The 25,017-nt window shown below is 71.1% G+C and carries 20 protein-coding genes and 2 tRNA genes; 9 read left to right on the forward strand and 13 right to left on the reverse strand.

What is annotated here, in order from left to right:
- Positions 1-3: 3 nt before the first annotated feature.
- The gene (gene mfd / locus ASF45_RS05950; RefSeq protein WP_056658576.1) at positions 4-3,480 is read right to left on the reverse strand and encodes a transcription-repair coupling factor; all 3,477 of its coding nucleotides are present in this window, start codon (positions 3,478-3,480) and stop codon (positions 4-6) included.
- A 104-nt stretch (positions 3,481-3,584) separates the two neighbouring features.
- On the opposite strand from mfd, the gene ispD reads away from it, so the two are divergent.
- Positions 3,585-4,313, forward strand: a complete 729-nt coding sequence (gene ispD, locus ASF45_RS05955; protein ID WP_056658579.1) for a 2-C-methyl-D-erythritol 4-phosphate cytidylyltransferase — start codon at positions 3,585-3,587, stop codon at positions 4,311-4,313.
- Positions 4,310-4,792, forward strand: coding sequence for a 2-C-methyl-D-erythritol 2,4-cyclodiphosphate synthase (gene ispF / locus ASF45_RS05960; protein ID WP_056658582.1), 483 nt, complete (start codon positions 4,310-4,312; stop codon positions 4,790-4,792). The genes ispD and ispF overlap by 4 nt, the downstream gene beginning before the upstream one ends.
- Here ispF and ASF45_RS05965 read toward each other — a convergent pair whose 3' ends face one another.
- Both ASF45_RS05965 and ompR read right to left on the reverse strand, forming a co-directional pair.
- On the reverse strand, positions 4,793-6,214 hold the full coding sequence (locus ASF45_RS05965; protein WP_056658590.1) for a sensor histidine kinase: 1,422 nt from the start codon (positions 6,212-6,214) through the stop codon (positions 4,793-4,795).
- Between the two features lie 20 nt (positions 6,215-6,234).
- Positions 6,235-6,966, reverse strand: coding sequence for a two-component system response regulator OmpR (gene ompR / locus ASF45_RS05970; RefSeq protein ID WP_056658593.1), 732 nt, complete (start codon positions 6,964-6,966; stop codon positions 6,235-6,237).
- 199 nt (positions 6,967-7,165) lie between these two features.
- Here ompR and ASF45_RS05975 point away from each other — a divergent pair, with 199 nt between their 5' ends.
- The 5 genes from ASF45_RS05975 (at position 7,166) to ASF45_RS05995 (ending at position 11,586) form a co-directional block, all read left to right on the forward strand.
- Positions 7,166-7,882, forward strand: coding sequence for an SIMPL domain-containing protein (locus ASF45_RS05975; protein ID WP_156472865.1), 717 nt, complete (start codon positions 7,166-7,168; stop codon positions 7,880-7,882).
- Positions 7,883-8,000: 118 nt separating this feature from the next.
- Positions 8,001-8,918 (forward strand): alpha/beta fold hydrolase, encoded by a 918-nt coding sequence (locus ASF45_RS05980; protein WP_056658599.1) that lies wholly within the window; start codon positions 8,001-8,003, stop codon positions 8,916-8,918.
- Positions 8,881-11,175: a bifunctional (p)ppGpp synthetase/guanosine-3',5'-bis(diphosphate) 3'-pyrophosphohydrolase gene (locus ASF45_RS05985; protein ID WP_082550825.1), complete on the forward strand. Its 2,295-nt coding sequence runs from the start codon at positions 8,881-8,883 to the stop codon at positions 11,173-11,175. The genes ASF45_RS05980 and ASF45_RS05985 overlap by 38 nt, the downstream gene beginning before the upstream one ends.
- A gap of 59 nt (positions 11,176-11,234) precedes the next feature.
- Positions 11,235-11,311 (forward strand) — tRNA-Val (locus tag ASF45_RS05990).
- Positions 11,312-11,511: 200 nt separating this feature from the next.
- Positions 11,512-11,586: transfer RNA gene (locus ASF45_RS05995), tRNA-Glu, on the forward strand.
- An 80-nt stretch (positions 11,587-11,666) separates the two neighbouring features.
- On the opposite strand, the gene ASF45_RS06000 is transcribed toward ASF45_RS05995, so the two are convergent.
- The 9 genes from ASF45_RS06000 to ASF45_RS06040 form a co-directional block, all read right to left on the reverse strand.
- Positions 11,667-12,173: a TIGR02281 family clan AA aspartic protease gene (locus tag ASF45_RS06000; protein WP_235580830.1), complete on the reverse strand. Its 507-nt coding sequence runs from the start codon at positions 12,171-12,173 to the stop codon at positions 11,667-11,669.
- The gene (locus ASF45_RS06005; RefSeq protein ID WP_056658614.1) at positions 12,170-14,734 is read right to left on the reverse strand and encodes an ABC transporter permease; all 2,565 of its coding nucleotides are present in this window, start codon (positions 14,732-14,734) and stop codon (positions 12,170-12,172) included. Before ASF45_RS06005 ends, ASF45_RS06000 begins: the two co-directional genes overlap by 4 nt.
- Positions 14,721-15,386: an ABC transporter ATP-binding protein gene (locus ASF45_RS06010; RefSeq protein WP_056658616.1), complete on the reverse strand. Its 666-nt coding sequence runs from the start codon at positions 15,384-15,386 to the stop codon at positions 14,721-14,723. The genes ASF45_RS06005 and ASF45_RS06010 overlap by 14 nt, the downstream gene beginning before the upstream one ends.
- Complete coding sequence (miaA, locus tag ASF45_RS06015; RefSeq protein WP_056658618.1) at positions 15,383-16,324, reverse strand: tRNA (adenosine(37)-N6)-dimethylallyltransferase MiaA; 942 nt, start codon at positions 16,322-16,324, stop codon at positions 15,383-15,385. Before miaA ends, ASF45_RS06010 begins: the two co-directional genes overlap by 4 nt.
- Before the next feature lie 207 nt (positions 16,325-16,531).
- Positions 16,532-18,358, reverse strand: a complete 1,827-nt coding sequence (locus ASF45_RS06020; protein ID WP_056658620.1) for a methyl-accepting chemotaxis protein — start codon at positions 18,356-18,358, stop codon at positions 16,532-16,534.
- Positions 18,359-18,558: 200 nt separating this feature from the next.
- The gene (locus tag ASF45_RS06025) at positions 18,559-19,449 is read right to left on the reverse strand and encodes an alpha/beta hydrolase (protein WP_056658623.1); all 891 of its coding nucleotides are present in this window, start codon (positions 19,447-19,449) and stop codon (positions 18,559-18,561) included.
- An 81-nt stretch (positions 19,450-19,530) separates the two neighbouring features.
- On the reverse strand, positions 19,531-21,447 hold the full coding sequence (mutL, locus tag ASF45_RS06030; RefSeq protein WP_156472866.1) for a DNA mismatch repair endonuclease MutL: 1,917 nt from the start codon (positions 21,445-21,447) through the stop codon (positions 19,531-19,533).
- Positions 21,444-22,529: a zinc ribbon domain-containing protein gene (locus ASF45_RS06035; RefSeq protein ID WP_056658637.1), complete on the reverse strand. Its 1,086-nt coding sequence runs from the start codon at positions 22,527-22,529 to the stop codon at positions 21,444-21,446. Before ASF45_RS06035 ends, mutL begins: the two co-directional genes overlap by 4 nt.
- A gap of 38 nt (positions 22,530-22,567) precedes the next feature.
- Positions 22,568-23,530, reverse strand: coding sequence for a zinc ribbon domain-containing protein (locus ASF45_RS06040; protein WP_082550826.1), 963 nt, complete (start codon positions 23,528-23,530; stop codon positions 22,568-22,570).
- Positions 23,531-23,693: 163 nt separating this feature from the next.
- Between ASF45_RS06040 and ASF45_RS06045 the strand changes: the two genes are divergently transcribed.
- Entirely contained in the window at positions 23,694-24,362 is a 669-nt protein-coding gene (locus ASF45_RS06045; protein ID WP_056658644.1) for a DedA family protein, read from the forward strand.
- Between the two features lie 68 nt (positions 24,363-24,430).
- Positions 24,431-24,700 (forward strand): hypothetical protein, encoded by a 270-nt coding sequence (locus tag ASF45_RS06050; RefSeq protein WP_056658647.1) that lies wholly within the window; start codon positions 24,431-24,433, stop codon positions 24,698-24,700.
- A 46-nt stretch (positions 24,701-24,746) separates the two neighbouring features.
- On the opposite strand, the gene ASF45_RS06055 is transcribed toward ASF45_RS06050, so the two are convergent.
- Complete coding sequence (locus ASF45_RS06055; RefSeq protein ID WP_056658652.1) at positions 24,747-24,965, reverse strand: glycine zipper 2TM domain-containing protein; 219 nt, start codon at positions 24,963-24,965, stop codon at positions 24,747-24,749.
- Between the last annotated feature and the right edge of the window lie 52 nt (positions 24,966-25,017).

Raw genomic sequence — 25,017 nt, forward strand, 5'->3', positions numbered from 1 at the left:
GGTTCAGGCCGCTTGCGCGACGGGCTTGCCCAGGTGGCGCAGCACGTCGCGCACCATCTGGGCGCGGTCCTTGGGTTCGGGCAGTTCGCGCTCGATGCGCAGCTTCTCGTTGCCCACGAGCTTGATGTGCTTGTTCTTCTGGATCAGCTCGATGATGCGCATGGGCTCGATCGGTGCGTCGGGCTTGAACGTGATGTGGATCACGCCGGGCGCCGCATCGACCTTGACCACGCCGTAGGGCCGCGCGAGCACGCGCAGCCGGTGCACGTCGATCAGCGTCTGGGCCTGCGTCGGCAGCTTGCCGAAGCGGTCGACGATCTCTTCCAGCAGGATGTCGACCTGGTCGGCGGTCTTGGCCGTCGCCAGCTTCTTGTAGAACGACAGGCGCAGGTGCACGTCGCCGCAGTAGTCGTCGGGTAGCAGGGCGGGGGCGTGCAGGTTGATCTCGGTCGTGACCGACAGCGGCGACAGCAGGTCGGGCTCCTTGCCTTCCTTGAGGCTGCGCACGGCCTCGGACAGCATCTCGTTGTAGAGCTGGAAGCCCACCTCCAGCATGTTGCCGCTCTGGTTTTCGCCCAGCACCTCGCCGGCGCCGCGGATCTCCAGGTCGTGCATGGCCAGGTAGAAGCCCGAGCCCAACTCCTCCATCTGCTGGATGGCCTCGAGCCGCTGAGATGCCTGCTTGGTCAGGCCCTCGATGTCCGGCACCATGAGGTAGGCATAGGCCTGGTGGTGGCTGCGGCCCACGCGGCCGCGCAGCTGGTGCAGCTGCGCCAGGCCGAACTTGTCGGCGCGGCTCATGACGATGGTGTTGGCGGTCGGCACGTCGATGCCGGTCTCGATGATGGTCGAGCACAGCAGGAGGTTGCTGCGCTGGGCCGTGAAGTCGCGCATCACGGCTTCCAACTGGCGTTCGGGCATCTGGCCGTGGGCGACCGCGATGCGCGCCTCGGGCAGCAGTTCCTCCAGCTTGGCGCGCCGGTTCTCGATGGTCTCGACCTCGTTGTGCAGGAAGTAGACCTGGCCACCGCGCTTGAGCTCGCGCAACACGGCTTCGCGGATCACGCCGTTGTTCTCGCTGCGCACGAAGGTCTTGATGGCCAGGCGGCGCTGCGGCGCGGTGGCGATGACCGACAGGTCGCGCAGGCCTTCGAGCGCCATGCCCAGTGTGCGCGGGATCGGCGTGGCCGTCAGCGTGAGCACGTCGACCTCGGCGCGCATGGCCTTCATGGCCTCCTTGTGGCGCACGCCGAAACGGTGCTCCTCGTCGATGATGAGCAGGCCCAGGTTCTTGAACTTGACCGAGGCGCTGAGCAGCTTGTGCGTGCCGACGACGATGTCCACGCTGCCGTCTTCCAGGCCCTTGCCCGCGGCCGCGATCTCCTTGGCCGAGCGGAAGCGGCTCATCTCGACGATCTTCACGGGCCACTTGGAGAAACGGTCCACCAGCGTCTGGTAGTGCTGCTCGGCCAGCAGCGTGGTCGGCGCGAGGAAGGCCACCTGCTTGCCACCCGTGACGGCAACGAAGGCCGCGCGCAGCGCCACCTCGGTCTTGCCGAAGCCCACGTCGCCGCAGACCAGGCGGTCCATGGGCTGGGGCGAGATCATGTCCTGGATCACGGCGTGGATGGCGGCCTTCTGGTCGGCCGTCTCGTCGAAGCCGAAGTCGTTGGCGAAGGCTTCGTAGTCCTGCGGCGAGTAGCGGAAGGCATGGCCCTCGCGCGCGGCGCGGCGCGCGTAGATGTTGAGCAGCTCGGCCGCGGCGTCGCGCACCTGCTCGGCGGCGCGGCGGCGTGCCTTGTCCCACTGGCCAGAGCCGAGCTTGTGCAGCGGCGCCTCGGCCGCGCTGACGCCCGTGTAGCGGCTGATCAGGTGCAGCTGGCTGACCGGCACGTAGAGCGCGGCCTTGTCGGCGTATTCGAGGTGCAGGAACTCGGTGCTGCCCTGGCCCAGGTCCAGGTTCACGAGGCCCAGGTAGCGGCCGATGCCGTGCGCGGCGTGCACCACGGGGTCGCCCACGTTGAGCTCGGCCAGGTCCTTGATCAGCGCTTCGACGTCGCTGACCTGTTCCTGCTTGCGCCGGCGGCGCGCGGTCGGGCCGGCCGCGAACAGCTCGGTCTCGGTGACGAGGTCGATGCCGCCTTCGAGCCAGGAGAAGCCGACGCCCAGCGCGCCCGTCGCCATGCCCAGGCGCTCGTCGCTGGCCTGGAACTCGGCCAGGCTGTCGAACACGGGGGGCTGCAGCTGGCTGGCGCGCACGAAGTCCAGCAGGCTCTCGCGCCGGCCGTCGGACTCGGCCAGCAGCAGCAGCCGCTGCTGGGTGTTGCGCAGGTGGCTGTTCAGGCGTGCGAGCGGCTCGTCGGCGCCGCGCACCACGGACAGCGCGGGCAGCGGCGCGAACTCAGCATAGGGCGTGGCGTCGGCGGCCTCGGCCTGCACTGGCCGCAGCGCCAGCTGGCTGTGGGCATTGGCCTGGCCGTAGAACTGCTCGCTGGACAGGAACAGCGCCTCGGGCGGCAGCACCGGCCGGTCTGGGTCCCCGACCAGCACGCGGTGGCGCTCGCGCGTGTCCTGCCAGAAGCGCTGGAACGCGGCCTCGAGGTCGCCGTGCAGCACCACGGTGGCGCCGGCGCCCAGGTAGTCGAAGACGGTGGCCGTTTCCTCGAAGAACAGCGGCAGGTAGTACTCGATGCCGGCCGTGGCCACGCCGTTGCCCATGTCCTTGTAGATGCGGCTGCGCGTGGGGTCGCCCTCCAGCAGCTCGCGCCAGCGGCTGCGAAAGCGTGCGCGGCCGGCGTCGTCCATCGGGAACTCGCGGCCGGGCAGCAGCCGCACCTCGGGCACGGGGTACAGGCTGCGCTGGCTGTCGGGATCGAAGGTGCGGATCGAGTCGATCTCGTCGTCGAACAGGTCGACGCGGAAGGGCACGGGCGAGCCCATGGGGAACAGGTCGATCAGCCCGCCGCGCACCGCGTACTCGCCCGGGCTCACGACCTGGGTCACGTGGTTGTAGCCGGCCAGCGTCAGCTGCGACTTGAGCCGCGCCTCGTCCAGCCGCTGCTTGGCCTTGAACTGGAAGGTGGTGCCGGCCAGGAAGCCGGGCGGCGCCACGCGGTACAGCGCCGTGGTGGCGGGCACCAGCACCACGTCCACGCCAGCCTCGGGGTCGCCCTGGGCTGCGCCCGCGTACAGGCGCCACAGCGTGGCCAGGCGCTCGCTGATCAGGTCCTGGTGTGGCGAAAAGGTGTCGTAGGGCAGGGTCTCCCAGTCCGGGAACAGCGCGCAGCGCAACGTAGGCGCGAAGAACGGAATTTCATCGAGCAGGCGCTGGGCGTCGGTGGCGTCCGAGGTGACGATGGCGACGACCTTGCGGCCGGCCTTCTCGCGCTCGGCGAGGCGGGCCAGCAGCAATGCGTCGGCCGAGCCGGGCGGACGGGGCAAGGTGAAGCGCTTGCCGGGGATGAGCTTGGGAAGATCCATGGGGCGACAGACGGGACGCAAAACGCAAAAGCCCCCCGCCGGGTGAGGGCGGGGGGTGCTGGCCGCATTTTAGGCAGGGCGCCCGGCTTTCTAGAATCGCGGCAATGACTGATTCCCAAGCCTCGGCGCGGTTCTATGCGCTGATTCCCTGCGCGGGCAGTGGCAGCCGCGCGCAGGCGCCGGGTGCGACCCTGGCCAAGCAATACCAGAGCGTCGCCGGCCAGCCCATGGTGATGCACACGCTGGCGGCGTTCGCGGCCGTGCCCACCATCCGCGACGTGCTCGTGGTGGTGGCGCCCGGCGACGACTTCTTCGAGCGCCACAGCGCGCCCTGTGTGGTACGCGACTGTGGCGGGCCCGCGCGTGCACGCAGCGTGCGCAACGGCCTGCACGACCTGTTCGAGCAGGGCGCGCGCGGCGACGACTGGGTGCTCGTGCACGACGCGGCACGCTGCCTGGTCACGCCAGCCCAGATCGAGGCGCTGATCGCCGCCTGCCGGGACGACTCCGTCGGCGGCCTGCTCGCGCACCGGCTGCCCGACACGCTCAAGCAGGAAGACGGCAGCGGCCGCGTAGCCGCGACGCTGGCACGCGCCGACAAGTGGCTGGCGCAGACGCCGCAGATGTTCCGCATCGGTCTGTTGAGCCGTGCGCTGGACGCGGCGCTGGCAAGCGACCCCGACGCCGTGACCGACGAGGCCAGCGCCATCGAGGCGCTGGGCCTGGCGCCACGCCTGGTGCCCGGCGGCGCGCTCAACTTCAAGGTCACCTATCCCGAGGATTTCGCCCTGGCCGAGCAGGTGCTGCGCGGCCGGGCCAGGGGCAAGACATGAACTTCCGCATCGGCGAAGGCTGGGACGTGCACGCGCTCGTGCCCGGTCGCCAACTCACCATCGGTGGCGTCGCCATCCCTTACCACCTGGGCCTGTTGGGCCATTCGGACGCCGACGTGCTGCTGCACGCCATCACCGATGCGCTGCTGGGCGCGGCCGCGCTGGGCGACATCGGCACGCACTTCTCCGACACCGACCCGCAGTTCGCGGGTGCCGACTCGATGAAGCTGTTGGTCGAAGCCGCACGCCGCGTGGCGGCCAAGGGCTGGCGCATCGGCAACATCGACAGCACTGTGGTCGCCCAGGCGCCCAAGCTCATGCCGCACATCCCGGCCATGCGCGCCGGCATCGCGCAGGCACTGGGACTGGACGTCGACCAGGTCAACGTGAAGGCCAAGACGGCCGAAAAGCTCGGCCCCGTGGGCCAGGGCCAGAGCATGGAGGCGCGCGCCGCCGTGCTGCTCGAGCGTTCTGCCTGATCAGCGCAGCGCGCGGCGCAGCTTGATGTGGGCAGCCAGCCCGCCCGAGCGCGTGTTGGCCAGCTGGAACACGCCGCCCATGCGCAGGATGGCGGTGTCCACGATGGACAGGCCCAGGCCCGCGCCGGTGGCCGCTGTGCGCGCCGTGTCGCCGCGGAAGAAGGGCTTGGCCAGGTCGGCCAGCTGCGACTCGCTGACGCCGGGGCCGCGGTCGCGCACCTTGATCAGCACCCACTCGTCGCGGCCCTTGGCCACGATGTCGATGTCGGCCACGTCCGAGCCGGGCGTCTTGCCGTAGCGGCGCGCGTTCTCCAGCAGGTTGGAGAGCACGCGCGCGAGTTCGGTGGCGTCCGACATCACCATCAGTGGCTCGGGCAGTTGCACATTGATGCGCATGTCCTCGTGGTCGCGCACGGCGTAGCAGCAGGCGTCGACGATCTTGTTCAGCGACACGGGCTTGAGGTCCATGTGGTCCGGCCGCGCGTAGTCGAGGAACTTGTCGATGATGCGGTCCAGCTGCTCGATGTCGGCCACCATGTGGGCGCGCGCATCGGCGTCGACCACGCTCATCTCGGTCTCCAGCCGCAGCCGGGCCAGCGGCGTGCGCAGATCGTGCGAGATGCCGGCCAGCATGACCACGCGGTCCTGCTCGATCTTGGCCAGGCGCTGGGCCATGCGGTTGAAGCCGATGTTGACCTCGCGGATCTCGCCCGTCACGCCGCCTTCGTCGAGCTGACCGGCGTCGAAATCGCCCTCGCGCACGCGGCTCGTGGCCACCAGCAGGCGCTTGAGCGGACGGTTGATGAGGCCGGCGATCAGCGCCGCCCCGGCCAGCGAGACGCCGCCCGTGGTCAGCAGCCAGACCAGCCAGGTGCGGCCGCCGCCCGGGTTGAAGCGCTCGCGGTCGGTCTGCAGCCAGTTTGGGTCGCCGTTGATCGTGAAGCCGACCCACAGGCCGGGCTCGCCGTTGACCGAACTGGCGACCACGGTGCCTGCGCCCAGGCGCGACTCGAGCGCCGAGACGATGCGCCGGTCGAGCGCGTCGTCGTCCAGCAGCACATAGCGGTCGCTGGGTTCGTGCGGCGCGATGCGCACGCGCTCCTGCTCGGCCATGGCCTTGAGCAGGGACACGCGGGCGATCGGGTCGGCGTACTGCAGCGCAGCACGCGAGAGGTTGACGAGGGCCGCGATCTGCTGGGCCGTCTGCAGCGCGCGTGGCTCGAATTCGAGCTCGCGCATGGTCTTGAGCCAGGCCAGCATGCTGCCCAGCAGCAGCATGGCGAGCAGGATGAAGGTGCGCCAGAACATGTTGATCGCCAGCAGCGACCGGACCATGCTCTTCTTGGGGGGCAGCAGCTCCAGCGGCGCCGGACTGGTGGCGTCCGGGAAATCCGGGGGCTGCGTGCTGCGACTGAACGGCACGACGGGCGAACGCGCTGCCTTTAGTTGGCGCCGTCCGGCACGAAGACGTAGCCCACGCCCCAGACGGTCTGGATGTAGCGCGGCGCGGCGGCGTCCTGTTCCACCAGCTTGCGCAGGCGCGAGACCTGCACGTCCAGGCTGCGGTCGAAGGGCTCGAACTCGCGGCCGCGCGCCAGCAGGGCCAGCTTCTCGCGCGACAGCGGCTGGCGCGGATGGCGCACCAGGGCCTTGAGCATGGCGAACTCGCCGGTCGTCAGCGGCAGTTCGTCGCCGTTCTTGCGCAGCGTGCGCGCACCCAGGTCGAACGCGAAGGGGCCGAAGCTCGTGACCTCGTTGTCGGTGGACGGTGCGCCTGGCGCCTCCTTGACCGGGCGGCGGCGCAGCACGGCGTGGATGCGGGCCAGCAGCTCACGCGGGTTGAAAGGCTTGCCCAAATAGTCGTCGGCGCCGACCTCCAGGCCGACGATGCGGTCGATGTCCTCGCCCTTGGCGGTCAGCATGATGATGGGCGTGCGGTCGTTGGCGGCGCGCAGGCGCCGGCAGATCGACAGGCCGTCCTCGCCGGGCATCATGAGGTCGAGCACGATCAGGTCGGCGGTTTCGCGCAGCATCAACCGGCTCAGTGCCTTGCCGTCTTCGGCGAGGATGACTTCGAAGCCTTCCTGCACGAGGTAGCGGCGCAGCAGATCGCGGATGCGCGAGTCGTCATCCACTACCAAAATCTTGTCGGGCCGGGAAGAAGTCTGGGACATGGGCTGGCTGATAAATGTGTAACAGCGGCAATTCTGCAACGGTCCGGCCGCGATTCCGGCAAAAAGCCCCGTCCGGCACACACTGTTACAAGTACGCGCGCAGGCTTCATAAGGTGTATGCGATTTGCGTCGACCATGGATGCGTGGCCCGGCAGGTGCTGTGCTACGGTCCGTTTTTTTGATGAAAGGCCCATCCTCCATGTCCGTTTTCCGTCTGCATTCTTCGCTGCTGGCCGTCTGCCTGGGCGCCGCCGTCCTGTTGCCCGCGCATGCCCAGGGCGTGCAGCCGGTGCCGCAGAACGTGGTGCAGCTGTCTGCCTCCGGCGTGGTGGAGGTGCCGCAGGACTTCCTGACCATGACGCTCAGCACGACGCGCGAGGCGGCCGACGCCGCCGCCGTGCAGAGCCAGCTCAAGACCGCCATCGACGCCGCGCTGGCCGAGGCGCGCAAGTCCGCCCAGCCCGGCCAGATGGACGTGCGCAGCGGGGCCTTCAGCCTATCGCCGCGCTACACCAAGGAAGGCCGCATCAGCACCTGGCAGGGCACGGCCGAGATCGTGCTAGAGGGCCGCGACTTCGGCCGCATCAGCAGCGCGGCCGGGCGCGTGCAGGGGCTCACGGTGGGCCAGGTCGCGTTCAGCCTGAGCCGCGAGGAGCGCGCGCGCGTGGAAGGCCAGGCCCAGGCCCAGGCCATCGCGCAGTTCAAGGCCAAGGCGGCCGACATCGCCAAGAGCTTCGGCTTTGCCGACTACGGCTTGCGCGAGGTGTCCGTGATGGCCGACGAGGGCGGCATGCCGCGTCCGCGCATGATGCCCATGCAGGCCAAGGCCTCGTACGCCGACTCGGCCCCGGTGCCGGTGGAGGCCGGCAAAAGCATGGTGACGGTGACGGTTTCGGGCGGCGTGCAACTGCGCTGAGTCCGAACGGCCGCCCGCGTACGCCATTCGGCGGACCCGCGGGCCGGCCCGCACTGCAGCGCCAGCGCCTATCCTTTAGGATGGGCCAGCTGGCCGCAAATTTAACGAATCCCGCACCATGACTGCTCCTGTTTTGCACCATGTCGTCTGTCCTGGCCCTGCGGCCGCACCGGGCGGCGCGGACGGCCACCGCATGGCCTATTGGCAGTGGGGCGACACCGGCAATCCGCACGTGGTGGTTTGCGTGCACGGGCTGTCGCGCCAGGGCCGCGACTTCGACGCGCTGGCGCGCGTGCTGGCGCCGTACATGCGCGTGGTCTGTCCCGACGTGGTGGGCCGTGGCCGCAGCGACTGGCTGGCCGACCCGGCGCACTACCAGATGCCGGTCTACGCGGCCGACATGCTGGCCATGCTGGCGCAGCTGCAGGCGCAGTCGCCCATCACGCAGCTGGACTGGGTCGGCACCAGCATGGGTGGCCTGATCGGACTGGTGGTGGCCGGGCAGGCCGGTCTGCCGCTGCCGGCGCCCGTGCGCCGGCTGGTGCTCAACGATGTCGGCCCGGTGGTGCAGTGGGATGCGCTGCAGCGCATCGGCACCTACCTGGGCAAGAGCGGAACCTACGCCTCGCTCGAGCAGGCGGCAGCGGCCATGTGGGCCGTTTCCACCGGCTTCGGCCCGCACAGCCCGCAGCAGTGGCTCGACCTGTCGCGCCACATGGTGCGGCCGGCCGTGGCGGGCGCGCCGGACGGCCCGCTCGTGCTGCACTACGACCCGCGCATCGCCGAGCCCTTCGGCGCGCTGACGCAGCAGGTGGCCGAGCAGGGCGAGGCCATGCTGTGGCAGCTGTACGACCGGATCGAGGCCGACACGCTGCTGCTGCGCGGGGCCGATTCCGACCTGCTCACGCGCGCCACGGCCGAGCAGATGGTGCTGCGCGGCCCGCGCGCGCGGCTGCTGGAGTTCGCCGGCGTCGGCCATGCGCCTACGCTGGTGGCCGATGACCAGCGCCAGGCGGTCGTGGCGTTCCTCAAGTGAAGAGCTGCATGTGAAGGTTTCCAGTGCGCAGCCCACCGGGCCCCTGACCACGCCCGTTCCCGTCAATGACCTGATCGCGGCCAGCGAACGCCTGCTGGCCGACCAGGTCCATGCGCTGGCGCGTGCGCGCGCCTTCGCCGAACCGCTGATCGCCGACGAGACGCTGGATTCGGGCGAGAACACGCTGTCCCACGCCGACGCCGTGGCCGCCATCCTGCGCGACGTCGGCGGTTCCGAGGCCATGCAGGCGGCCAGCTACCTGGTGCATGCCTGTGTGCACCTGAACCGGCCGCACGAGGTCATCGCCAAGGCCTTCGGCGAGAACTTCGCCACCCTGGCTGTGGAGACCACCCAGCTCATGCGCGTGCAGCGGCTGTCGCGTGGCGCGCTGTCGTCCGGGCACCTGGTCGACGACGCCGGTGTGCAGACCGAGACCGTGCGCAAGATGCTGCTGGCCTTCTCGCGCGACCTGCGCGTGGTCATGCTGCGCCTGGCCTCGCGGCTGCAGACGCTGCGCTGGCATGCCGCCAGCAAGACGCCGGTGGCCGAGGCCATGGCGCGCGAGTCACTGCAGGTGTTCGCACCGCTGGCCAACCGCCTGGGCATCTGGCAGATCAAGTGGGAGATGGAGGACCTGGCCTTCCGCTTCCTGGAGCCTGTCACCTACAAGGAGGTAGCGCGGCTGCTGGACGAGAAGCGCGTCGAGCGCGAGGCCGGCATGGCCGAGCTGCGCGCGGCGGTCGAGGCCGAGCTGCGCGCCCTGGGTCTGGCCGCCACCGTGCAAGGCCGGCCCAAGCACATCTACAGCATCGTCAAGAAGATGCGTGGCAAGTCGCTGGATTTCACCCAGGTCTTCGACGTGCGCGCGCTGCGCGTGATCGTGCCCGCCGTGGCCGATTGCTACGCCGTGCTGGCCTGGGTGCATGCGCACTTCCAGCCCGTGCCGGGCGAGTTCGACGACTACATCGCCAAGCCCAAGGGCAACGGCTACCAGTCGCTGCACACCGTGGTGCGGCCGCGTCTGGAAGGCGACGCGCTGGGCCAGCCCATCGAAATCCAGATTCGCACGCAGGCCATGCACGACCATGCCGAGCATGGCGTGGCGGCCCACTGGGCCTACAAGGAGGCCGGTGCCAAGGGCTATGCCGGCGTCTCGGCCGGCGGTACCTACGACGCCAAGATCGCCGTGCTGCGCCAACTGCTGGCCTGGGAGCGCGACCTGTCGGGCGCCATGCGGCCCGAGGGGCTGCCGGCCAGCGGCGCCACGGACCTGCTCAGCGACCGCATCTACGTGCTGACGCCCGATGCGGCCGTGGTGGAACTGCCGGCCGGCGCCACGCCGCTGGATTTCGCCTATTCGCTGCACACCAACCTGGGCCACCGCTGCCGCGGCGCGCGCGTGGACGGCGTGATGGTGCCGCTCAACACGCCGCTGCAGAACGGGCAGACCGTGGAGATCACGGCGGCCAAGGAGGGCGGGCCCTCGCGTGACTGGCTCAATGCCGAGCTGGGCTACCTGGCCAGCCACCGCGCGCGCGCCAAGGCGCGGGCCTGGTTCAACGCGGCGGCACTGCACGCCACCGTGGCGCGCGGGCGCGAGGCCGTCGAGAAGCTGCTGCAGCGCGAGGGCAAGACCGCGCTCAAGCTGGACGACATCGCCACGCAGTTGGGCTTCAAGTCGGCCGACGGGCTGTTCGAGGTCGTCGGCAAGGACGAGTATTCGCTGCGCAATATCGAGCTGCTGCTGCGCCCCGCCGCGCCGCCGCAGGACGACGTGCCGCTGCTCAAGAAGGCACGCAGCGCAAGCAAGGGCGGCGTGCTGGTGGTGGGCATCGATTCGCTGATGACCCAGCTGGCCAAGTGTTGCAAGCCGGCGCCGCCGGACGGCATCGTCGGCTTCGTCACGCGCGGCAAGGGCGTCAGCATCCACCGCGCCGACTGCAGCAACCTGCGCGAGATGGCCGCGCGCAATGCCGAGCGCGTGATCGAGGTCGAGTGGGGCCAGCAACGCCAGGAGACCAAGGCCGTGTACCCGGTCGATGTCGCAGTGGAGGCGGCCGACCGGCAGGGCCTGCTGCGCGACATCTCCGATGTCTTCACCAAGGAGCGCATGAACGTGATCGGCGTGCAGACCCAGTCCGTCAAGGGCACGGCCTGGATGACCTTCACGGTCGAGGTGGCCGATGCGGCCCGCCTGGCGCGCGTGCTGGGCGTGGTGGCCGAGGTGCAGGGCGTGCGCTCCGCGCGCCGGCGATAATTTTTTGCGCGGTAGGTGACAGAGTCCCAAAACCGTGGCTATAATCGTGGGCTTACGACAGGCGCGTAGCTCAGCTGGTTAGAGCACCACCTTGACATGGTGGGGGTCGTTGGTTCGAGTCCAATCGCGCCTACCAAGTTTTCCTTCTGAACGGAACCAGCGTTCGGGTTTTCGGAAAGCTTGACGGGGAACATACAGTTCCTCTGGCAACGCAAAGCCGCCTCACCGAGGCGGCTTTTTGCTTTGCAAGTACCGTTTTGCTGCTGCAAATTCTTTGTGTAATTTTCAGCCCCTGCGCCAGAAGTGCCAAATTTCTGGGCTAGAATACTAGCTTCCGGAGCTATCGTCTATCGGTTAGGACATCAGATTTTCATTCTGAGAAGCGGGGTTCGATTCCCCGTAGCTCCTCCAGGATTCTTCCGCTCTTCGCAGGGCGCGTCATTGGCACTTCGGTGCCCCCTCTCCATAAACCATTGGCCTCTTGGCCGAGTTCAGTCTGCCCGCGCGCGCAGCTGCATGGTGTCGCGGTCCATGTGGACCTCGAAGTGCTGCAGGAAGTTCTGGCCCAGCAGCGCCTGGGCATCGTCGGCGCCGATCTGCAGACCGACCCCGACACGCAAGCCGGTCACGGCCGCGCCCCCTTGCAGAGCGATCTTGCCGGCCCGCACCATGCGGCCTGCGCGCACGCCATTGGCGGTGCGAAAGCTCGCAGGCTCGCCACCCTCCAGGCCCGCACGGCGTGCCAGGGCTTCGCTGACGCTGACCACGCTGGCGCCGGTGTCGACCAGGAACAGCACCGGCTCGCCATTGATGCTGCCAGCGATGCGGAAGTGGCCGTCGGCATGCCGCGGGATCACCAGCTCGCCCGTGGCCATCACGCGTGCCGCACGCGGCTGTTGCCAGCGGTCCATGGCCCAGTACAACAGCCCCATCACGGCAAGCCAGAAGGCCACCATGGCAACCGCGCCGCGCAGCACCAGGCCGCGCTGCCGGTTCACCAGTCCTCCTTGACGGCCAGCACCGCGTCGCGCCCCGCGGCCGCGCGGCCGGCCAGCCAGGCCGTCAACGTGCCCGCAGCGACGACGGCCGCGCACAGCGCCAGCAGCCGACCCCAGGGGGCGTGCAGGTCCATGGTCCAGTGGAAGCTCTGCGGATTGACAACGTGCACCAGCACCACCGCCACCGCCAGGCCGAGCGCCAGGCCGGCGATGGCGCCGATCAGCGTCCAGGCCGCGCCTTCGCCGGCCACCACGGCCAGGATCTGCCGGCGCGTCAGGCCCAGGTGGGCGAGCAGGCCGAACTCCTTGCGCCGCGCCAGCACCTGGGCGCTGAAGCTGGCTGCCACGCCGAACAGGCCGATGCCGATGGCCACGGCCTGCAGCCAGTAGGTCACGGCGAAGCTGCGGTCGAAGATGCGCAGCGAGTTGGCGCGCAGGGCGCCGACCGAGGTGAACTCCAGCAGTGCGCCGGCGCCGGGGGCCTGCGCCTCGACCAGCGCCCGCAGGCGCTGCTGCAGGGCCGCGGCATCGGTGCCGGGCGCCAGCCACAGCGCGATGTCGTTGATGCGCAGGTCGCCCGAGAGCTGCTGGTAGGCCTGCTGCGGCACCACCACCGTGCCGAACTGGCGCACGTAGTCGCGCCACACGCCAGCCACGAACAGTGGCGGCGCGGTCGCCTGGGGGAACGCCGCGGCGGCCAGCGCGTCCAGCCGGCTGCCCGGCGTGGCGCCGTACAGGTCGACCATGGGCTCGCTGACGTACACGCCCAACATGCCGGGCGGCACCGGCAGCGCCGCGCCCACCAGCGGCAGGCTGCTGGCCGGGTCGGCGATGCTGCGCGCCAGCAGCTGCACGGCCGGCCGCTCGGGGTTGAGTTGCACGGCGCGCTGGCGCGTGGTGGCCACGCGGGCCACGCCTTCGCTGGCGGCCACCGCGGCCACGGTCTCTGGAGAGAAGAACAGCGCATCGCCGGCGGCCACGGCGGGGCGCAGGTACAGGTCGGCCGGCAGCACCTGGTCCAGCCAGTCGATCATGGATTCGCGAAAGCTCGCCACCATCACCGTCAGCGCGACCGCCAGGCTCAGCGCCGCGACCACCCCGCTGACGGCCACGGCCGCGCTCTCGCGCACGCGCCGCGCGCGCTCCACCGCGAGCAGCGGCAGCAGCCGCTGGGCCACGCGCGGCTGCAGCCGGTCGTACAGGGCCTGGATCAGCAGCGGCAGTGCCGTGATGCCGCCGACCAGCAACAGGGCGACCGAGACATAGGCGCCCAGCGCGATGCCACCCACCGGCGGCGCCAGCGCGAGCAGGCCGCCCAGCGCCAGCAGCACGAGGCTCCACAGCTGCCGGCGGCGGCCTGGCGGCGCATGGCCCAGGCCCTTGAGCGCCTGGGCAGGCGGCAGGTTCTGTGCGGCACGGGCCGGCCACCAGCCGCCGGCCAGTGTGGCGGCGATGCCCAGCAGGCCGTAGACCGCGGCGGCCGCCGGGCTCCACTGCAGCGGCGGGGCCGCCTGATTGAAGTAGCCGCCGCCCAGGTCGCCCCCGAGCAGCCGCAGGGCCGCGGCCGCCAGTGCCGTGCCCAGCGCCAGCCCGGACAGGCTGCCGACCAAGCCGAGCACCGCGGACTCGGCCAGCACCAGGTGCTGGCGCTCGCGGCCCGTGAGGCCCAGCACGCCCAGCAGTGCGAACTGTTGCGTGCGCCGCGCGACCGACAGCGACAGCACCGAGAACACCAGGAAGGCGCCCGTGAACAGCGCCACCAGCGCCAGCACCGTCAGGTTCACGCGGTAGGCGCGCGAGAGGTTGCTGACGCGCTGCGCATCCTGGCCTGGCGTCTGCGCGCGCACCTCGGGCGGCAGGGCCAGCGCGGCCAGCACGGCGTCGCGCGCGGTGCCGGGCGCCAGCTGCACGTCGATGCGCGAGATTTCGCCGAGGCGCTCGAACAAATCCTGCGCGGCGCCGATGTCCATCACCGCCAGCGGCGGGCCGCCGGCCGCGACGGTGCCGGCCACGCGCACGGGTCGCAGCGCCAGGCCCTGTTGCAGCTGCACGCCATCCATGCCCAGCGCCTGCTGGGCGGCCGGGTTGAGGAACACCGTGGCCGGCGCGAACCAGGCTTCGCGCGCGCCGGCCAGGCCCGGCGTGGGCGCAGGCAGCAGCTGCGGCGCGAAGGCCGCCACGCGCAACGCGTCCAGGCCCAGCACGCGCAGCGGCACGCGCTGGGTGGCGCGGTCGGAGCCGGCCAGCGTCTGCAGCTCCAGCACGGGGCTGGCGTGGCGGACCTGCGGATGGGCGGCCACGCGCGCGTACAGGTCTTCGTCGAACCCGCCCTGCGCAGCGCGCAGTTCCAGGTCGGGCTGGCCATTGACGCTGCGCACGGCGCTGGCGAACTCGTCCAGTGCCGAGGCGTTGATCAGGTGCACCGAGAAGGCCAGCGCCACGCCCAGCATCACGGCCAGCACGGCGGCCGCGTTGCGCCAGGGGTGCTGGCGCAGCTCCTGCCAGGAGTAGCTGGCCAGCAGCGTGCGCAGCACGCTGGCGGGCGCTTCAGCCCCGGGCATCGGCGATGCCCTGCGCCGTCAGGTGCAGCACGCGGTCGGCGCGTGCGGCCGCGGCCTCCGAATGCGTCACGAGCACGAGCGCGGCGCCGTGGGCACGCACCTGAGCGATCAGCAGGTCCATCACGCGCGCGGCCGTGCCCGGATCCAGGTTGCCGGTAGGCTCGTCGGCCAGCAGCAGGGCCGGGCGGTGCACCAGCGCGCGCGCGATCGCCACGCGCTGCAGCTGGCCGCCGCTGAGCTGCTGGGGCAGCCGCGCGGCGAGGCCCTGCAAGCCGACGGCGTCCAGCATGGCATCGACCGCGGCGGCCGCGTCGTGCCGGCCCAGCAGCATCAGCGGCAGCGCCACGTTCTGCGCCACGTCCAGGTGCGGCAACACGTGGAAGGCCTGGAACACGAAGCCCAGCGCCTGCCGGCGCAGCCGCGCGCGCGCGTCGTCGTCCAGCGCCGCGAGGTCTTTGCCTGCCAGCAGCACGCGGCCGGCATCCCAGTGGTCCAGCCCGGCCATGCAGTTGAGCAGAGTGGACTTGCCCACGCCGGATTCGCCGACGATGGCGACGAACTCACCCGGTGCCACGCGCAGCGTGACATCGGCGAACACCGTGGCCTCGCCGTAGCGCTTGGCCAGCCCGTCCACCGCCAGGGCCGGCGTCATGCGATGCGCTCCAGCACCTGGGCCAGCGCGTCGGGCGCGTCGCAGGCCACGGCCTCGCGCGCCGGCATGGCGCGCAGCCAGGTGATCTGCCGCTTGGCCAGCTGGCGCGTGGCGGCGATGCCCTGCTCGCGCAGTGCGGTCAGCGCGGCCGGTGGCAGCGGGGCGTCGGGCGCGGGCAGGGCGTCCAGCGCCTGCCAGGCCTGGCGGTAGCCCACGCAGCGCATGGACGGCAGTTCGGCATGCAGGTCGCCGCGCGCGCGCAGGGCGCGCACCTCGTCGAGGAAGCCGCCGGCCAACATGGCGTCGAAGCGCTCGGCGATGCGGGCGTGCAGCCAGCCGCGCTCGCGCGGCTCCAGCGTGACGAGGAGGTGGCGCGGCGCGGCCTGGGGGTCGCGCACGCCGTGGAAGGACGACAGCGGCCGGCCCGTCACCCGCCAGACTTCGAGCGCGCGCTGGATGCGCTGGGAATCGTTGGGGGCGAGCCGGGCCGCGGTGGCGGGATCGTGCAGGGCCAGCTCGGCATGCATGGCGGGCCAGCCGCGCGCGGTGGCCTCGGCCTCGAGCGCGGCGCGCTGCGCGGGGTCGGCCGGCGGCATCGCGTCCAGCCCCTCGATGAGCGCCTTGAAGTAGAGCATGGTGCCGCCCACCAGCAGGGGCAGCGCGCCGCGCGCGCGGATCTCGGCCGAAAGGCGTGTGGCGTCGGCGACGAAGCGCGCTGCGCTGTAGGCCTCGGACGGGTCGAGGATGTCGATCAGGTGGTGCGGCACGGCCGCGCGCTCGGCGGGCGTGGGCTTGGCCGTGCCGATGTCCATGCCGCGGTAGACCAGGGCCGAATCCACGCTGACGATCTCCACCGGCCGGCGCGCGGCGATGGCCAGCGCGGCTGCGGTCTTGCCGGAGGCGGTGGGGCCGGCCAGGCCGATCCAGTGGATGTCCACGGTGGTGGCGGCCTCAGCGCCGCGCTGCGGCGGTGGGCAGCAGGCAGGGCAGGGCGATGGTCAGGAGAAGGCGGGGCGGGCGCATGGTGTCGAGGCGGGGCGGACGGGCGGCACGCCGTGGCATGCCGGGCCCGCGATTGTGGCAAAGCCACGCTGCACCCTGCCCATTTCCGTACGCGCGCCGCATGTGTCGGCGCGCTCACCCGCTCAGAAGCTCTCCCACTCGCCTTCTTCGTTCTTGGCAGGAGCCTTGGCGGCCGGCAGTGCCCTGGGTGCCGCGGCGGCAGGCTGGGCCCGCACGCCGGCTGGCGCGGGGGCGGGCTTCGCGGCCACACGCGGTGCCGGGGTGGTGGCGGGGCGGGTTGCCAACGTCGGGGCGCGGGCCGAGATAGGGGCGCGGGCCGAGACAGGGGCGCGGCCCGGCACCGGGGCGCGGACCGGGGCCGCGGCGCGGGCTGGCGCCGGGGCTGCAGGCGGTGCCATCGCCGCACCGTCGCGCAGCTGGAACACCGCCATGGCCTGCACCAGTTGCTGGGCCTGGTGGCGCAGGCTGTCGGCGGCGGCGGCGGACTGCTCGACCAGGGCCGCGTTCTTCTGCGTGGTCTGGTCCATCTCGGTGATGGCCTGGCCGATCTGCTCGACGCCCGAACTCTGCTCGCTGCTGGCCGCGCTGATCTCGCCCACGATGTCGGTGACGCGACGGATCGCGGCGACGACTTCCTCCATGGTGCTGCCGGCCTGGTCCACCAGCGTGGTGCCCTGTTGCACGCGTTCCACGCTGGCGCCGATCAGCGTCTTGATCTCGCGCGCCGCCTCGGCCGAGCGGCCGGCCAGGCTGCGCACCTCGGTGGCCACCACGGCGAAGCCGCGGCCCTGCTCGCCGGCGCGTGCCGCCTCCACGGCCGCGTTCAGCGCCAGGATGTTGGTCTGGAAGGCGATGGAGTCGATCACGCCGATGATGTCGGCGATGCGGTCCGAGCTTTCGTGGATGCCCTTCATGGTCGCCACCACGCGCGAGACCACCTCGCCGCCCTTGCTCGCGACGGACGAGGCATTGGCCGCAAGCGCATTCGCCTGGCGCGCGTTGTCGGCGTTCTGGCGCACGGTGGAGCTGAGTTCCTCCATGGAGGCGGCCGTCTCCTCCAGCGCCGAGGCCTGCTGCTCGGTGCGGCCGGACAGGTCGTTGTTGCCCGCCGCGATCTCGCTGCTGGCCGTGGACACGCCCTCGGCGCTGCTGCGCACGCCCGAGACCACCGTGGCCAGTTGTTGCTGCATCTCCTTCAGCGCGGCCAGCAAGGCAGTGGCCTCGTCGCGGCCATGCACCTGGATGTCTTCGGTCAGGTCGCCGGCCGCCACCCGGCGCGCCGCGCTGCCGGCCTGCGCCAGCGGGCCGGTGATGCTGCGCGTGAGCAACCAGGCGAACAGGGCCACCAGCCCCAGTGCCACGACGGCGAAGCCGACCAGGATGGACTGCCCCAGCGCCGCCTGGTCTGCGGTCGCGCGCAGCGAGCCCTCGTAGATCTTGTGCTGGCCTTCCTCGAAGCGCTGCAGGGCGGCGTCGTATTGGTCGGCCAGCGGGCGCAACTGGGTGCCCAGCAGTGCCGCCACATCCTCGCCGGCCTGGCGCCGCTTGATCAGTTGGGCACGGGGGCTGCGGTAGGCCTCGCGCCGGGCGTTGATCTCGGCGATCTGGGCCTTTTCCTCCTCCGTCACGGCCAGCTGGCCGATGCGCTCGCTGACCTCGGAGATGCGCTTGGAGGTGCGGTCCATCTGCGCGATCCATGACGGGATGCGGCTCACATCGGCCTCGAGCAGCGTGGATTGGGTGCGCACCCAGTTCATCTCGATGTTCTGGCGCCAGCGTTCGGCCAGGCGCAGCTTCTCGCTGTCCAGGGTGCCCAGCCGCTGGGCGTCGGCGGCGGTCTGCTGCAGCCGCCAGTAGCCGACAGCGGCGCTGACGGCAATGACCAGCAGCAGGATGCTGAAGGCCAGCGTCAGCCGGGCGCCAATGCGCAGTTGACGCAGGCCACTCATGCTGCGCTCCCGTGGGCCGTGGCGTGTACGCCGCCAGGCAGCGCAGAACCGGTCCGGACATGTACTTCGTCTTGGTGCACAACAAGCCTCCCGAGAGCCTAGAGTGCGCCGATTATGGGCATTCGCGCGCTTATCGATGTACTCGCTTGCCCCAACTGCGCAGGAACTGAGCGGAAGAACAACACTCGGGAAGCTTGCCCCTATTCGCCGGCCTGAGCCAGCGTGCCGGCCGGGGGCCAGCCGAACAGCTGCTGCAGGGCGGTGCGGTACTGCGCCTGGCCGCGCACGATGGTGTTGTGGTGCGTGCCGCCATCGACCACGACGAAGGCCTTGGGTTCCTGCGCGGCCTCGTACAGGCGCCGGCCGAGGTCGGGCTTGATCAGGCTGTCGTTGGAGCCGTGCACCACCAGCAGGGGCGCTCCGATGTGGGGCACCTTGCGGATGGACTCCATGCGCTGCGTGATGAGCCAGCCGATCGGCAGCCAGCCCCATTTCATGCTGGCCGCCACCTCGGGGATGGAGGTGAAGGTGCCTTCGACGAGCACGCCGCGCTCGTCCTTGACCTTGGAGGCCAGGTCGATCGCGATGGCGCCGCCCAGCGAGTGGCCGAAGATGTAGCGCGGCCGGTCGGGGTAGCGGGCGGCCAGCCAGTCCCAGGCGGCGCGGGCGTCCTCGAAGGCGCGGTCCTCGGAGGGCAGCTCCGAGGTGCTTTTTCCGAAGCCGCGGTAGTCGATCGCCAGCACCGAGAAGCCCAGTTGCTGCATGGCGCGCATGCGTGGTGCCGAGCCCTGCACGTTCCAGCGCGCGCCATGCAGGTACAGCAGGATGGGCGCCTGCGCACCGTCTGCGTGCAGTGCCGATTCGTTCTCCAGCCACAGGCCGTGCAGGCGCACGGCTTCCTTGGAAACCTTGGAATCGAAGCCGATCCAGACCTCCTCCATGCCCTCGGCGCTGGCGGCGCTGCCGCCCCAGGCGCGGTCGCCCGGTTGGAAGATCCAGTCGCGCTGGCGCTCGTCGAGGAGGCTGCAACCCGTGACCGCACCCAGTGACAGGGTCGAGCACAGCAAGGCGATCAGGGAAAGGCGGCGCATGGCAGGCACTGACTTCGTTTGTGCGGCGTAAGTTCAATCCTACGCAGCGCAAGCACGATCGAGGCCAGGCCCGGCGACCGTTCAGCGCCCCCGCAGGAACAGCTGGTCGAGTTCCCGCACGCTGATCTGGCGCCAGGTCGGCCGGCCGTGGTTGCACTGGTCGGAGCGCTCGGTGGCCTCCATCTGGCGCAGCAGGCCGTTCATCTCCTCCAGCGTGAGCCGGCGGTTGGCACGCACAGCGCCATGGCAGGCCATGGTGGCCAGCAGTTCGTTGCGGGCGCGCTGCACCACGCCGCTGGCGTCGTGCTGGGCCAGTTCGGCCAGCACGCTGCGCGCCAGCGCCACGGCGTCGCCCTGGGCCAGGCTGGCCGGCACGGCGCGCACGGCCAGCGTGCGCGCCGAAAACGGCGCCACGTCCAAGCCGAGCTGGAGCAGCGTGTCGGCATGCGCCTCGGCCGCAGCCAGCTCGGTCGGCGTGGCCGCGAAGGTGGCCGGGATCAGCAGCGGCTGGCTGGCCATGGCGGCGTCGTCCGCCTGCGCCTTGAGCCGCTCGTACACGATGCGTTCGTGCGCGGCATGCATGTCGACGACCACCAGGCCCTGCTGGTTCTCGGCCAGGATGTAGATGCCTTGCAACTGGGCCAGCGCACGGCCGAGCGGCCAGGCGGGAGTGTCGGCCGGTGCCGGCTGGGCCGGTGCCGGCCCGCGTCCGGGCGTGGGCCTGCGCTCGGCATCGCGCGCGTCTGCCTCGGGCAGGGTGGCGAGCTCCGCAACGGAGTCCACCGCAGCTTCGCCTGCCCAGCGCGGGGCGGGTTCGGCCACGCGGGCGGCCGGCGCCGGGCTCCAGGGGGTGAAATCGGCCGCGGGCGCGCGCTCGGCGAACACCATGGAGGGCTGCTGCCACGGTGGCACCACCGTCACCCGCGGGGCCAGGGGAAGCTGCGGGGCCGGTTGGGCCAGCGCGGCGCGCGGCGCGGCCAGCGCCTGGTCGATGGCGCGGCGCACGGCCTGGTGCACCTCGCGGCTGTCACGAAAGCGCACCTCGATCTTGGTCGGGTGCACGTTCACGTCCACGCGCGTGGGGTCCATGTCCACGTAGAGCGCGTAGACCGGCTGGCGCTGGCCGTGCAGCACGTCCTCGTAGGCGCTGCGCGCGCCATGCGCGAGCACCTTGTCGCGCACGAAGCGGCCGTTGACGTAGGCGAACTGGTGGTCGCCGCGCGTGCGCGCCGCGTCCGGGATGCCGGCGCGCCCGCGCACACGGATCAGCGGGCCGCCCCCTTCGGATTGCGCGCTGCTGCGGTAGTCCACCAGCACCGAGCGTTCGCAGAAGTCCTCGCCCAGCACGTCGGCCAGGCGCTGGTCCATGCCGGCGTCCTCGCTGTCGGCTGCGGCGCGCCATTGTTCCACCAGCTTGCCCTCGTGCCAGATGGCGAAACCCACGTCGGGCCGCGCCAGGGCGTGGCGGCGCACGGCCTCGATGCAGTGGGCCAGCTCGGTCGCGTCGGTCTTGAGGAACTTGCGCCGCGCCGGTGTGCTGAAGAACAGCTCCTTGACCTCCACCGTGGTGCCGACGGCGCGGGCAATGGGCTTCATCTCGCCGGTGCGCCCGTCCAGCAGCATGGCGTGCGGCTGCTCGGCCGTGCGCGAGGCGATCGCCATGTCGGAGACCGAATTGATCGCCGCCAGCGCCTCGCCGCGAAAGCCCATGGTGGCCACGCTCTCGAGTTCCTGCAGGTTGCCGATCTTGCTGGTGGCGTGGCGCTTGAGCGCCAGCGGCAGGTCGGCCATGGGAATGCCGATGCCGTCGTCCTCCACGGCGATCAGGCGCACGCCGCCGGCCAGCAGGCGCAGCGTGATCTGGCGCGCGCCGGCATCGAGCGCGTTGTCGACGAGTTCACGCACCACCGAGGCCGGTCGCTCGACCACCTCGCCGGCGGCGATCTGGCTGATCAGCTCGTCGGGCAGTTCGCGGATCTGGCGGCGTTCGCTGCTCATTGCAGGGCCTGGCCGCAGGCGGCGCATTGGGTGTCGCTGGCGCGCACGTTGGTGCCGCAGGCAGGGCAGGTCGCCGGCGGCTTGGGCGGTTCGGCCGGCTGCGCGGCATTGGCGGCCGCGGCGCGGGCGCGCTCGGCCACGCGCTGGGCGCGCGCCTGGGCCTGCTCCTGCATGCCGCGCGCCCTGTCGACGGCGTAGGCCAGGTGGGCGTCTACATGGGCCTGCTCGGCCGCCAGGTCCAGACCGTCCAGCGCGCGCAGGTAGACGCTGCTGACGCCGCGCAGGTAGACCAGGCCCGGCAGCGTGCAGGCGGCCGCGAACAGAACGCCGCTGCCGAAACCGGCGGCCGCCGCGTGCGCGCCGCCGCTGCCCATGCCGAAGCTGCCCATGTCGATGTTGCCCAGGATGGGCGCGGAAATGCCGGCCGTGATGGCCACGCCGCCGAACAGGATGGTGCCGATCAACAGGCCGATGAGGGCGGCGATGAGCGACACCACGAGCATCAGCAGCAGCACCATGCCAAGCCGGCGCCGCGCGATGGCAATGAGCTGGCTCACGCATTCCATGGCCGTGGCGCCGTTCCACACCGAGGGTGCCGACAGCGGAAACACCACCATGGGCAGCGCGAACAGCGCCACGCCGGTCAGCACCACGGCCACCGGGAACACGAAGGCGTACAGCAGCGGCCCCAGCAGGGGCAGCTTGCACAGGAACACCACCACCATGAGCACCAGCACGCCGGCCAGGTACAGGCCCGCGATCCACAGGTAGACCAGCAACAGGCGGTGCGAATGCGTGAGCGAATGCGAGACGGCTTCGACGATGGAGCGCGAGCGCACGCCGTGGGCTTCGTCCATCAGCATCACGCCGGCGGCATTCACGCCGTAGAACAGCACGGCATAGGCTGCCACCGCGAACAGCGCGACGAAGAAGTAGCTGACGCCGGCCAGCAGCGTGCCCAGGCCCATGACCATGGCGCCCGCGACCAGCGTGACCAGCAGCAGCACGAGCGCGCGCCAGTTGCGCATGGCGTCGATGCTGTCGACGAGGCTGCTGCTGTCCTTGACCTGTTGGGAAAGCACGGGCTGGGTACTCCTGAAGTTGGCTGCGGCGCGGCCGGCTAGCTGCCGACCAGACCTTGTTCGATCTCGCGCCGACGCTGCTCGCGGGCCTCATTTTCCAATCGGACGCAGGTCGGGTGCCGGCGGAACTCCGACTTGAAGCACTGCATGCCGATGCACAGCGAGCGCGCGAGCCCGCTGTTGCTGTCGGCACACACGGATTCCGGGCTGGGCGCAGCGGGTGGGGCGGCGGCCTGGCGCGGCGGCGGTGGCGGCGGGCTGGGCGCGGGGGGCGCAGTGTAGACGGCGGCGGGTTCGGCCGGCGGCGCGGGCACGACGGGAACGGCGCTGGCCGCCGGCTGGGGCGGCTGGGCGGCTGCGGGCTGCGGCCGGCGGCGTTCCGGCGCGCCAGCGTGCTCGGGCCCGGACGCCACGGATGCCGGCGGCAGCGCGGCGCCGGGCGTCTCGGCCGGGGCGGGCCGGGTTTCGGGGGGCACGGACGGCGGATCGGTCAGGAACTCCTCGACCGGCTCTACCACCGGCGTCGGCGCTGGCGATGGCGCTGGCGCTGGCGCGGCGGCGGGCGGTGGCGCACTGCTGCGCTGCCACCACAGCACCGCTGCCCCGAGCACCAGCACGAGCAGCAGCAGCGGCAGGACGGGGCGGTGCCGCGGCGGCGCGGGCACGGCGGCAGTCCTGGCCGCCGCCTTGGCCACCGTCTCCTGCGGTGAGTCGCGCTGCCGGTCGGGCTGCACCAGCCGGGGCGCCACGGGAGGCTGTGCCGGCGTGGCCAATGGTTTGCCGCAACTGCGGCAAAAGCGCGCGCCGGCCCGGTTCGGCTTGCCGCAGGCGGCGCAGGCCACGGGCGACCCGGGGGGCATGGGCGCCGGCGCAGGCGCCGCTTGCGCGCGTGCAACAGCCCCGGCGGCCGGCATGGCCGGATCCAGTGGCGTTGCGCACTTCCTGCAGAACCTGGCGATGGGCCGGTTGCCGGTGCCGCATGCGGGGCAGGTCTTGGACAAAGGAGAACAGCGGGTGGACGGGACCGTGGTGCACCGGCGGCGCCGGCCGCGGCCGGCCTGCGCCAGGGCGGGCCGATGCTAGCAAATGCGCTGCCTGCGCAATTCCCCGGCCGTGCGGGCCTGTCATGCGCCGGGCACGGAGGGGCCGCCATAATGCCGGCGCATGGAACTGGTGAGCTTTCTGATCGACTTCATCCTGCACGTGGACGCCCACCTGGAGACCTTCGTGCGCAACTACGGCACCTGGGTCTATGCGCTGCTGTTCCTGATCGTCTTCGTCGAGACGGGCGTGGTGGTCATGCCCTTCCTGCCCGGCGATTCGCTGCTGTTCGTGGTGGGCGCGCTGTGCGGCCTGGGGCTCATGAGCCTGCCCATCGCGATGGCGGTGCTGGTCGTGGCCGCGATCCTGGGCGACCAGTGCAACTACAGCATCGGCCGCTATTTCGGGCCCAAGGTGTTCCAGTGGGAAGACTCGCGCTTCTTCAACAAGAAGGCCTTCGACCAGGCCCATGCCTTCTACGAGCGCTACGGCGGCGTGACCATCATCCTGGCGCGCTTCATGCCGTTCATCCGCACCTTCGCCCCCTTCGTGGCCGGCGTGGCCGAGATGAGCCGCACCAAGTTCACGGCCTACAACGTGGCCGGCGCGCTGATCTGGGTGCTCGGCATCTGCACGGCGGGCTATTTCCTGGGCGGCCTGCCCTGGGTCAAGGCCAACCTGGACAAGATCATCTGGGCGATGATCTTCATCCCCGGTCTGATCGCCATCTACGGCGCCTGGAAGGCCAAGCGCCAGGCCGAGCGCGACGCGGCCGCCGCTGCGACGCCCTGAACACGGCTTGTCACGCCTGGCGCCCCGGCGCTGGGCCATGATGCGGGTTTCGTTCGAAGGAGCCTTGCATGTCCTCGCTGTCCCGTTTCCGCATTCCCGCCATGGCGCTGGCCGGCGCCTCGGCGGTCGCCCTGGGCCTGGCGCTGGTGCCCAGCGCTCAGTCGCAGATCCGCGCCAACCCCAGCTACCAGCCCGTCGGCGTGTCGGCCAGCGGCAATGGCAGCACGGCCTGGTTCCATGACCCCTCGAGCGGGCGGGCCATCGCCTGCCACCTGGCGAGCGGGGGCGGCGGCGCGATCCAGTGCCAATCGGCCAAGCTGCCGCAGGATGGCCCCTGAACGCCAAAGGGCCCCGCAGGGCCCTTCGGTTGCTGACGGGCAGGCGTCAGCGGTTGTCGCGGCGCTTGCCGACCTCGTTGCCGACCAGCGCGCCGGCGGCCGCGCCGCCCACGGTGCCCAGCGTGCTGCCGAACACGGCGTTGCCGACGACACCGCCGGCGACGGCGCCGACGCCGGTGCCGACCTGGGCACTGGTGGGGTTGGATGCACAGCCCGTCAAGCCGATGAGCGATGCCGCGGTGACTGCCAGGAGGGTCTTGATCATGGGATACCTCGTCTCTTGCTGTTGCGATGCCAGGCTTCGCTTCACGAGCCCG

The organism is Pseudorhodoferax sp. Leaf265, assembly GCF_001422365.1.
Lineage (GTDB): Bacteria > Pseudomonadota > Gammaproteobacteria > Burkholderiales > Burkholderiaceae_C > Pseudorhodoferax.

Excerpts from the sequence above, each read along its gene's own strand:
- mfd (WP_056658576.1), bottom strand. The coding sequence starts at position 3,480 with ATGGATCTTCCCAAGCTCATCCCCGGCAAGCGCTTCACCTTGCCCCGT.
- ispD (WP_056658579.1), top strand. The coding sequence starts at position 3,585 with ATGACTGATTCCCAAGCCTCGGCGCGGTTCTATGCGCTGATTCCCTGC.
- ispF (WP_056658582.1), top strand. The coding sequence starts at position 4,310 with ATGAACTTCCGCATCGGCGAAGGCTGGGACGTGCACGCGCTCGTGCCC.
- ompR (WP_056658593.1), bottom strand. The coding sequence starts at position 6,966 with ATGTCCCAGACTTCTTCCCGGCCCGACAAGATTTTGGTAGTGGATGAC.
- ASF45_RS05975 (WP_156472865.1), top strand. The coding sequence starts at position 7,166 with ATGTCCGTTTTCCGTCTGCATTCTTCGCTGCTGGCCGTCTGCCTGGGC.
- ASF45_RS05980 (WP_056658599.1), top strand. The coding sequence starts at position 8,001 with ATGACTGCTCCTGTTTTGCACCATGTCGTCTGTCCTGGCCCTGCGGCC.
- ASF45_RS05985 (WP_082550825.1), top strand. The coding sequence starts at position 8,881 with ATGACCAGCGCCAGGCGGTCGTGGCGTTCCTCAAGTGAAGAGCTGCAT.
- ASF45_RS06005 (WP_056658614.1), bottom strand. The coding sequence starts at position 14,734 with ATGCCCGGGGCTGAAGCGCCCGCCAGCGTGCTGCGCACGCTGCTGGCC.
- ASF45_RS06010 (WP_056658616.1), bottom strand. The coding sequence starts at position 15,386 with ATGACGCCGGCCCTGGCGGTGGACGGGCTGGCCAAGCGCTACGGCGAG.
- ASF45_RS06020 (WP_056658620.1), bottom strand. The coding sequence starts at position 18,358 with ATGAGTGGCCTGCGTCAACTGCGCATTGGCGCCCGGCTGACGCTGGCC.
- ASF45_RS06025 (WP_056658623.1), bottom strand. The coding sequence starts at position 19,449 with ATGCGCCGCCTTTCCCTGATCGCCTTGCTGTGCTCGACCCTGTCACTG.
- mutL (WP_156472866.1), bottom strand. The coding sequence starts at position 21,447 with ATGAGCAGCGAACGCCGCCAGATCCGCGAACTGCCCGACGAGCTGATC.
- ASF45_RS06045 (WP_056658644.1), top strand. The coding sequence starts at position 23,694 with ATGGAACTGGTGAGCTTTCTGATCGACTTCATCCTGCACGTGGACGCC.
- ASF45_RS06050 (WP_056658647.1), top strand. The coding sequence starts at position 24,431 with ATGTCCTCGCTGTCCCGTTTCCGCATTCCCGCCATGGCGCTGGCCGGC.
- ASF45_RS06055 (WP_056658652.1), bottom strand. The coding sequence starts at position 24,965 with ATGATCAAGACCCTCCTGGCAGTCACCGCGGCATCGCTCATCGGCTTG.